Below are 9,005 nucleotides of genomic sequence, written 5' to 3'. Positions count from 1 at the left end.
GCGAAGCAGTCCGGCAACCCACCCCCTCCGGCCCGCCCCCGGCACCCACCACCCAGCGAGCGGCGGGCCCGCCCGACAACCCCTTCGCCATCGGCGAGCAACCACCGCGGCGCCGCAGCCGACCACGTGGGGCGATACCGTCAGGACAGACGTCGCTTGGACGAGGGAGACGAGAATCGTGGCTGGTACGCCATGGGTGCGAGGCGCGGAGGAAGGGGCCGACCCGTTCGGTACGGCCCGGCTGCGGCGCGGCGTGCTGGACGCCTGGGCCGCGTCGCCGGCCCGGTTCCGTGAGGACGCCAACGCCGAGGAGGACCTCGCGCTCGGCGGCTACCGCGACCGGCTCGCGGTGGAGCTGGCGCAGAACGCGGCGGACGCGGCGGCCCGCGCCGGCGTCCCCGGCAGGCTGCGGCTGACCCTGCACGCGGCCAACGGCGGGGCTCCCGCCGCCCTGGTCGCCTCCAACACCGGTGCCCCGCTGGACGCCACCGGCGTGGAGTCGCTGTCGACGCTGCGCGCCTCCGCGAAGCGGGAGAGCAGTGCGGCGACCGGTGCGGTGGGCCGGTTCGGCGTCGGGTTCGCCGCGGTGCTGTCGGTCAGTGACGAACCGGCGCTGGTGGGGCGTACCGGCGGGGTCCGCTGGTCGCTCGCCGAGGCGCGCGGGCTGACCCAGCAGGTGGCCGCGCACAGCCCCGGCCTGGGCGGTGAGCTGCGCCGCCGCGACGGGCACGTGCCGCTGCTGCGGCTGCCGCTGCCCGCGGAGGGCGGCGCGCCCGAGGGGTACGACACGGCGGTGGTGCTGCCGCTGCGCGACGGTGCCGCGCAGGACCTGGCCGAGCGGCTGCTGGCCGGGATCGACGCGGCGCTGCTGCTGACGCTGCCGGGGCTCTCCGAGGTCGTCGTCGAGACGCCGGAGGGCGTACGAGTTCTGACGAGGAGTCAGGAAGCCGACTGCGTTCTGATCGAGGACAGTGAGCGCGGTGCGACCCGGTGGCGGGTGGCGAGCGACGGCGGGCCGCTGGACCCGGCGCTGCTGGCGGACCGCCCGGTCGAGGAGCGGCTGCGGCCCGTCTGGTCGGTGACCTGGGCGGTGCCGGTGGACGAGGCGGGCGCGCCGGTGCGGCCGGGGACGGCGCCGGTGGTGCACGCGCCGACGCCCACGGACGAGCCCCTGGGGCTTCCGGCGCTGCTGATCGCCTCGTTCCCGCTGGAGCCGACCCGGCGCCATGTCGCGCCGGGCCCGCTGGCGGACTTCCTGGTGGGCCGGGCGGCGGCCACGTACGCGGCGCTGCTCCGCGACTGGCGGCCGGTGTCGGTCGGCACGCTCGACCTGGTGCCGGGGCCGCTGGGCAAGGGCGGCCTGGACGGCGAACTGCGGCGGCAGGTGCTGGAGCTGCTGCCCCGGGTGCGCTTCCTGCCGAGCGCCGGAGCGCCGGCGGACGGGATTCCGGCAGAGCCCACGGAGGCTGCCGAGGGGCTCGCAGACCGCGAGTGGGACGCGGGCGACGGCGGCGCGGAGCGGTACGTACTGCGGCCGGTGGACGCCGAGTTGGTCGAGGGGGCGGGCGCCGCGACGGTCGCGGTGCTGGCCGAACTCTTCCCGAGCCTGCTGCCGGCCGGCCTCGAACGACGCCCTGAGCTGCGGTCGTTGGGCGTCGTGCGGGTGCCGATCGGCGAGATGATCGACCGGCTCGCCGGCGTCGAGCGGTCGCCCCAGTGGTGGTGGCGGCTCTACGACGCGCTGGCCGGCACCGACCCGGACCGGCTCAGCGGCCTGCCGGTGCCGCTGGCGGGCGCGGCGGGCCGGGGCCCCGGCGGCGCCGACGGCACCGTGCGCACCACCATCGGCCCCCGCCAGGTGCTGCTTCCGCTGCCCGGCGGCCCGGACGGCGACGGGGACGCCGCGGACCGGCACCGTACGCTGGCCCGCCTCGGGCTCAAGGTCGCGCACCCGGACGCCGTGCACCCCCTCCTGGAGAAGCTGGGCGCCACCCCCGCGGCGCCGCGTGCGGTGCTGACGACACCTCAGGTGCGGGCGGCGGTGGAGAACTCGCTCGACGCCGACGAGGACGCCTACGACGTCTTCGAGGACGAGCTGGGCGCGGGCACCGGTGTGCCCCTGGGCACCGAGGAACTCGCGGAAACGGTCCTGGGGCTGGTCCGGGACGCCAATCTCGCCCCCGGCGACGAGCCCTGGCTGGCCGCGCTGGCGCTGCCCGACGAGGACGGTGAGCCGGCGCCCGCGGGCGAACTGGTCTTCCCGGGTAGCGCATTTGAGCGCGTCATCCGTGAGGGTGAACTTGCCGCCGTCGACGCGGAGTTGGCGCGGCACTGGGGCGAGCAGCCGCTGACCGCGGTCGGCGTGCTGGCCGATTTCGCACTGGTCCGCGCCACCGACGTCGTCCTGGACCCGGACGAACTGGAGCCGCGCGACGGCGACTTCGCCGAGCCCGACGACGCCGGGCTGCTGGACGCGGTCGACGTCTGGTGCGAGGACATCCTCGACGCCCTGCCGGAAACCCCGGTGCCGCCGGTCGTCACCGAACTGGTCGCGGTACGCGACCTGGACCTCGTCGACGACGACGCCTGGCCGCAGGTCCTCGCCATGCTCTCCCGGCCGCCGCTGCGGGACGCCCTCACCGCTCCCGTGCGGGTCCTGCTCCCCGACGGCACCACGGAGTCCGTGCGCCCGTACACCGCCTGGTGGCTGCGCGGCCATCCGGTCCTGGACGGGCGCCGTCCCGCCGGACTGCGCTCGGCGGGCGGGGATCCGCTGCTGGCCGGGCTGTACGAGTCCGCGGACGCCGGCGAGGTCGACGCCCAGGTGCTGCGCGCCCTCGGCGTGCGCACCTCGGTCACCGCCCTCCTCGACGAGCCCGGCGGCGCCGCCGAGCTGCTGGCCCGCCTCGCCGACCCGGAACTGGCCGTCGGCACGTCCCAACTCCACGCGCTCTACGGCATGCTGACCGACCTCGACCCCGATCAGGTGACCCTCCCCGACGAGCTGCGGGTGGTCGTCGACGGTGCGCTCCAGGTGGCGGACGCGGCCGACGCGGTGGTCGCCGACGCCCCGGACCTGATGCCGCTCGCGGCCGGCCTGCCACTGCTCCCGGTCCGCCCGGAACGGGCCGCCGAACTGGCCGAGCTGTTCCAGGTGCGCCGGCTGAGCGAGGCGATCGCCGCCGAGGTCCGCTCGGAGGGCGTCCGGCACGACGTCCCGGACGCGGTCCGCGCCCTGCTCGGCCCGACCACCCCCGCCAGCTACGTCGAGCACGAGGAACTGCTGGTCGGCGACGGGCCGGACGGCACCGCCGAGCTGGACTGGCGCCGGACCCCGGACGGCACCCTGCACGCCGCGACGCTGGAGGGCGTCGCCGCGGGCCTGGCCTGGGCCGCCGGCCAGTGGCCGCGCCGCTTCGAGGTCGCGGCCCTCCTGGAGGAACCGGACCGGGGCGACGAACTGGCGCGGGCGCNCCCCAGCGGGCCGACATGACCGGAGATGTCTGGAGGGAATTCGCCGACATTCACCGATACCGGCACCCCGACACCGGCCCCCTGGTACCTGCGCCTGCCGGCCACCCGGCAAGGTGCAGCGCCCGGCCCTGTCGTCACACTCCCGTCGTCCGCCCGACGGAGTGTGACGACAGGGCCCCGCCCCGCACCTTGCCGGGTGGCCGGCAGGCGCAGGTACCAGGGGGCCGGTGTCGGGGTGCCGGTATCGGTGAATGTCGGCGAATTCCCTCCAGACATCTCCGGTCATGTCGGCCCGCTGGGGATTCGGAACCGAAAAAGCAGATATGGCCGTCGGGCCGGGTGTGGATGATTCCTGGTTGTTTCCCGGGTCTTTTGTGTGCCGCTCGCCGCCTGCGCACAATGCGGGGGGAATTCGTTTCGTGATGGTGAAGGTGCAGTTCAGAGGCCGCAAAAAAGCACGCGGGACGTTGCCTGCGGGTCCGTGGGCGTGCTTGCATCCAGCCAGTGCACAAGCCGCCAGAACGGCCACCCTGCCAGGGTGTTGGACGGCCTGCCGAAAAGCCGAGAAATTGTGAAGGGAAAAGCGCCAATGCGTAACGGCTTCACCCCTGAGATCGACACCGCTGAGCTTTCCGACAGCGAGCTGGACAACATATCCGGTGGCCTTGCCAGCCTGGGCGGCGAGATCGCCGGGCACGGCCTTGCCGCGAGCATCGGCGGCCACGGCCACCACGGTCACCACGGCCACCATGGTCACCACGGCCACCACGGGATGCACGGCGGCGAGTTCGGCGGCGGCCTGGTGTCGGTCCGCACCATCGGTATGTGACGCAGCGTCCGCGGTCGGCGGGCCCTACAGAACCCCGGGACGTCCCGTTCCGGGGTTCTTGTGATTCCGGGGAGTCGGACGAGTCCGGGGAGCCCGGCAGGATTTCGCTGTACGCTGCATTTCACTGTGCGCTGCGTCAACTCCGAGGTGCCGTACGGAGGTTGCCGGATCGGTCGGGGCTACGCCGGGAACCGCCGACCCACCCACCGCCACACCGCTTCCAGCAGCACCGCCGCCACCGCCGCGATCGCCACCGCCGCCCACGGCATCGTCGTGCCGACCAGCCGCAGTTCGAAGAAGCGCTGGAGCCAGGGCGTCACCAGGACGATCAGGAAGCCCAGCCCCATGGTGAGGACCAGGGCGATGCGCCACCAGGTGTACGGGCGGGCGATGATCGCCAGCACCCAGAGGGCGGTGAGGAAGAGCGTCAGGGTGGCGGCGCTGGTCTGCGCGGGGAGGGCGTCCGGCCCGGTGTAGTGGACGCGGGCCAGCAGGTACGTGCCGAAGGCCGCGATACCGGCGATGAGGCCGGACGGGATGGCGTAGCGCATCACCCGGCGGACGAAGTGCGGGCGGGCGCGCTCCTTGTTGGGGGCCAGGGCGAGGAAGAAGGCGGGGACGCCGATGGTCAGGGTGGACAGCAGGGTGAGGTGGCGCGGCAGGAACGGGTACGGGATCTGCGCGCAGGCGACCAGGATGGCGAGCAGCACCGAGTAGACGGTCTTGGTCAGGAAGAGGGTCGCCACGCGGGTGATGTTGCCGATGACGCGGCGGCCCTCGGCGACGACCGAGGGAAGCGTGGCGAAGCTGTTGTCGAGCAGCACGATCTGGGCCACCGCACGGGTCGCCTCGGAGCCGGAGCCCATGGAGACGCCGATGTCCGCGTCCTTCAGGGCGAGGACGTCGTTCACGCCGTCGCCGGTCATCGCGACGTTGTGGCCGCGCGACTGGAGGACGGCGACCATGTCCCGCTTCTGCTGGGGGGTGACCCGGCCGAAGACCGCGCCCTCCTCCACGGCCGTGGCCATCGCGTCCGGGTCGTCGTGGGGGAGCTTGCGGGCATCCACCGCCGAACCGGCGCCGGGCAGGCCCAGTTTCGCGGCCACCGCGCCCACCGAGACCGCGTTGTCACCGGAGATGACCTTGGCGTGGACGCCCTGCTCCGCGAAGTAGCGGAGGGTGTCGGGGGCGTCCGGGCGCAGCCGCTGCTCCAGGACGACCAGCGCGGCGGGGTCCACGTCGCGGGCGACGTCGGGGTGGTCCAGCGGCCGGTTCGCGCGGGCGAGCAGGAGGACCCGCAGCCCCTGGGCGTTGAGGCCGTCGATCTCGGGCAGCAGCCGGTCGCCTTCGGGAAGGAGGACGTCGGGGGCGCCGAGCAGCCAGGCCGACCGCGCGCCGCCGGGTTCCTCGAAGGCCGCGCCGCTGTACTTCCGGGCCGAGGAGAACGGGAGCGTGGCGGTGCAGCGCCAGGAGTCCAGGGGCGGGTACGCGTCGATGATGGCCTGGAGGGAGGCGTTGGGGCGGGGGTCACAGGCGCCGAACGCGCCCAGCACCTGCTGGATGTCGACGGGGTCGCAGCCGTCCAGCGCGCGCAGCTCGCTGACGTCCATCCCGCCCTCGGTCAGCGTGCCGGTCTTGTCCAGGCAGACGACGTCGACCCGCGCCAGCCCCTCGATGGCCGGCAGTTCCTGGACCAGGCACTGCTGACGGCCGAGCCGGATGACGCCGATCGCGAACGCGACGGAGGTCAGCAGCACCAGTCCCTCGGGGATCATCGGCACGATCCCGGCGACCATCCGGCGGACCGCCTCGTCGCCGGGCAGTCCCAGGGTGAGCAGATGGCTGAGGATGAGGCCGAGCGCGGTCGGGACCATCATCCAGGTCACGTACTTGAGGATCTGGCTGATGCCGGTCCGCAGCTCGGAGTGGACCAGCGTGAACCGGCTGGCCTCCTCGGCGAGCTGGGCCGCGTACGCCTCCCGGCCGACCTTGGTCGCGGTGAACGCGCCGCCGCCCGCGACGACGAAGCTGCCGGACATCACCGGCTCGCCCGGCTTCTTGACCACCGGGTCCGCCTCGCCGGTCAGCAGCGACTCGTCGATCTCCAGGCTGTCGCTCTCCAGTACCTCGCCGTCGACGATGACCTTGTCGCCGGGGGCGAGTTCGATGACGTCGTCGAGGACGACCTCGGAGGTGGGGATCTCGGCGGCGACCCCGTCGCGGCGCACCGTCGGCCGGGCCTCGCCGATCAGCGCCAGGCTGTCCAGGGTCTTCTTGGCACGCAGCTCCTGGATGATGCCGATGCCGGTGTTGGCGACGATCACGAAGCCGAACAGCCCGTCCTGGATCGGGCCGATGACCAGGATGATCGCGAAGAGCACGCCGATGATGGCGTTGAACCGCGTGAAGACGTTGGAGCGGACGATGTCCGCGGTCGAGCGGGAGGAGCGGACGGGGACGTCGTTGACCTCGCCCCTGGCCACCCGCTCGGCGACCTCCGCGGCGCTCAGCCCGCGGGGGGCCGGCACCCGGCCGCTGCCGCCGGCGGGTCCGCCGCGCTCGGGTTCCTCGACTTCGGTCTTCGCCCGGTCCGTCATGACCTAGACGTTACGGGCGTAATGACCGATTCACCTGCTGGGTGGTGAGTGGAGCTGCATCTCCCGAGGGGGGTGGGGGCGGGGGTGCGGTCAGCCGGCGGTCGACGCTGCCGCCGCGGCGCGCTTGATCGCCGCGTCCCGCTTGCGGACGTACCAGACGCCCAGCAGGCCGAGACCGCCGCCGGCCAGGCAGGTCCACAGGAACCAGGTGTGGCCGTGGTCGGCGTACCAGCTGTAGAAGGGCAACTGGCCGAGGAAGAGCACGAACCAGACGACGGTGCCGCCGGTGATCGTGCCGACGACGGGACCTTCGAGGGGCGCCGGGGCCTCGCGGAGTTCGGACTTCTTCCACATGGGGCTCAGCTTACGGGGGCCGTTTTGCGGGGTGGCCCGTGCCTGTCCGGCCTGCGAGGGCGGCGTCTACGCGCGGAGATAGCGATCAACGTGTTGTTTATTCATACTGAACCTTTCTGGAACTGACCGGTTCGGATCGTTGATTCCTCCAATCTGATCCCTCCAAGCTGATCCAGTTCACTGGTTTCTGATCGCCGTCTGTGCGTGTTCCCGGCCCTCGGGCCCGCGCGCCCGCCCCGGCCCGTACGACTGAGGTCCCGCATGTCGCCCTCGACCCACACGCCGGTCGACACCCTGAACAGCCCTGGCCCGCACCCCCCGACGAGCGGGCTGGACCGCTTCTTCAAGATCTCCGAGCGGGGGTCGACCGTCGGCCGCGAACTGCGCGGCGGACTGGCGACCTTCTTCGCGATGGCCTACATCATCGTGCTGAACCCGATCATCCTCGGCGCCGGCGTCGACAAGTTCGGGCACCACCTCAACAACGGCCAGCTGGTCACCGCCACCGCCCTGATGGCGGGCCTCGGCACGATCCTGATGGGCGTGATGGGCAACGTCCCGATCGCCATCGCCGCCGGCCTCGGCATCAACGCCGTCGTCTCGCTCCAGCTCGCGCCCAAGATGAGCTGGCCGGACGCGATGGGCATGGTGGTGCTCGCCGGTCTGGTGCTGATGATCCTGGTCGCCTCGGGGCTCCGGCAGCGGGTGATGGACGCGATCCCCAACGGGCTGCGGCGGGCCATCGCGATCGGTATCGGCCTGTTCATCTCGCTGGTCGGGCTGGTCGACGCGGGCTTCGTGTCCCGCAATCCGGACGCCGCGCACACCACCGTCCCGATGAGCCTGGGCCAGGGCGGTCAGCTCAAGGGCTGGCCGGTGCTGGTGTTCGTCCTCGGCCTGGCGCTGATGTTCGTGCTGACCGTGCGGAAGACCAAGGGCGCGATCCTGATCGGGATGGTCACCATGGCCGTCGTCGCGATCGTCATCAACGCGGTGGCGACCATCCCGGACGCGTCCTGGGGCCTGGCCGTCCCCAACGTCCCCGACAAGATCGTCGGGGCGCCCGACTTCGGACTGATCGGCCACATCAGCCTCTTCGGCGGCTTCAAGGAAGTCGGCGTGCTGACCGGCTGCCTCTTCGTCTTCACCGTGCTGCTGTCCGGCTTCTTCGACGCGATGGGCACCATCATCGGCGTCGGCGAGGAGGCCGGGCTGCTGGACAACGAGACCGGCAACCTGCCGAACATGGGCCGCATCCTGATGGTGGACGGCATCGCGGTCGCGGGCGGCGGCTTCGGCTCCGCCTCCGCCAACACCTGCTTCGTGGAGTCCACCGCGGGTGTCGGTGAGGGTGCCCGCACGGGCCTGGCGAACCTGGTCACCGGCGGGCTGTTCCTGCTCGCGCTGATCTTCACGCCGCTGGCGACCGTCGTGCCCTCGCAGGCCGCGACGCCCGCGCTGCTGGTCGTCGGCTTCCTGATCACGGCCTCGAACGTCAGGGACATCGACTGGGGCGACTTCACCGTCGGCATCCCGGCGTTCCTCACGATCGTCTCGATGCCGTTCACCTACAGCATCACCAACGGCATCGGCATCGGCGTGCTGGCCTTCATCCTGCTGCGGACGGCGACCGGCCGCTTCAAGGAGATCCCGTGGCTGCTGAACGCGGTCGGGCTCTGCTTCCTGGTCTACTTCCTGCTCAACCCGATCGAGCAGGTGCTGGGCGTCAGGTGACCCGAGCCGGGCGGCGG

At 72.5% G+C, this 9,005-nt stretch carries 5 protein-coding genes; 3 read left to right on the top strand and 2 right to left on the bottom strand.

The window, feature by feature from the left end; translation table 11 throughout:
• Positions 1-196: 196 nt before the first annotated feature.
• Both ACO1BR_RS39700 and ACO1BR_RS39695 read left to right on the top strand, forming a co-directional pair.
• Positions 197-3,493 carry a sacsin N-terminal ATP-binding-like domain-containing protein gene (locus ACO1BR_RS39700; protein WP_426799974.1) on the top strand — a complete coding sequence of 1,099 codons (3,297 nt, stop codon included), beginning with the start codon at positions 197-199 and terminating at the stop codon, positions 3,491-3,493.
• Between the two features lie 519 nt (positions 3,494-4,012).
• Positions 4,013-4,303 (top strand): hypothetical protein, encoded by a 291-nt coding sequence (locus ACO1BR_RS39695; RefSeq protein ID WP_426799970.1) that lies wholly within the window; start codon positions 4,013-4,015, stop codon positions 4,301-4,303.
• Between the two features lie 179 nt (positions 4,304-4,482).
• Here the strand turns inward: ACO1BR_RS39695 and ACO1BR_RS39690 are convergent, their stop codons facing one another.
• Both ACO1BR_RS39690 and ACO1BR_RS39685 read right to left on the bottom strand, forming a co-directional pair.
• A complete protein-coding gene (locus ACO1BR_RS39690; RefSeq protein WP_426799969.1) occupies positions 4,483-6,900 on the bottom strand; it encodes an HAD-IC family P-type ATPase in 2,418 nt (805 codons plus the stop codon).
• A 90-nt stretch (positions 6,901-6,990) separates the two neighbouring features.
• Positions 6,991-7,254 carry a DUF2530 domain-containing protein gene (locus tag ACO1BR_RS39685; protein WP_426799968.1) on the bottom strand — a complete coding sequence of 88 codons (264 nt, stop codon included), beginning with the start codon at positions 7,252-7,254 and terminating at the stop codon, positions 6,991-6,993.
• 261 nt (positions 7,255-7,515) lie between these two features.
• Here ACO1BR_RS39685 and ACO1BR_RS39680 point away from each other — a divergent pair, with 261 nt between their 5' ends.
• The gene (locus ACO1BR_RS39680) at positions 7,516-8,988 is read left to right on the top strand and encodes an NCS2 family permease (protein WP_426799967.1); all 1,473 of its coding nucleotides are present in this window, start codon (positions 7,516-7,518) and stop codon (positions 8,986-8,988) included.
• Positions 8,989-9,005: the final 17 nt, after the last annotated feature.

It is taken from the genome of Streptomyces sp. YGL11-2 (assembly GCF_050054615.1).
Classification (GTDB): domain Bacteria; phylum Actinomycetota; class Actinomycetes; order Streptomycetales; family Streptomycetaceae; genus Streptomyces.
The sequence above is the reverse complement of the archived record's forward strand: the minus strand, read 5'-3'. Positions and strand labels throughout refer to the sequence as shown.